Below are 219 nucleotides of genomic sequence, written 5' to 3'. Positions count from 1 at the left end.
CGCTGATGGACGCCGCCGACGACATCGTGCGTCCGCTGCAGGACCGCCCGGTGCGCGTCGATCGCGAAACGCTCGCGCTCGGTTATGCCGGCGTGTATTCGAGCTTCCTGCGTCATTCGGAAGTGGCCGCGAACAAGTACGGCCTGAAGACCGTCGACATTCTGGTCGAACTGGGCAAGCGCCGCATGGTCGGCGGTCAGGAAGACATGATCGTCGACG

1 pseudogene is annotated in these 219 nt (G+C 64.4%); it reads left to right on the top strand.

Annotation, left to right across the window (positions count from 1 at the left end):
• Positions 1 to 219 (top strand): annotated as a pseudogene (locus AB3X89_RS40910) (4-hydroxy-2-oxovalerate aldolase); the annotation flags it as partial.

Origin of the sequence: Paraburkholderia sp. BR14320 (assembly GCF_040948665.1) — a bacterium.
GTDB lineage: Bacteria > Pseudomonadota > Gammaproteobacteria > Burkholderiales > Burkholderiaceae > Paraburkholderia > Paraburkholderia youngii.
This window is presented reverse-complemented; position numbering and strand designations above follow the sequence as displayed.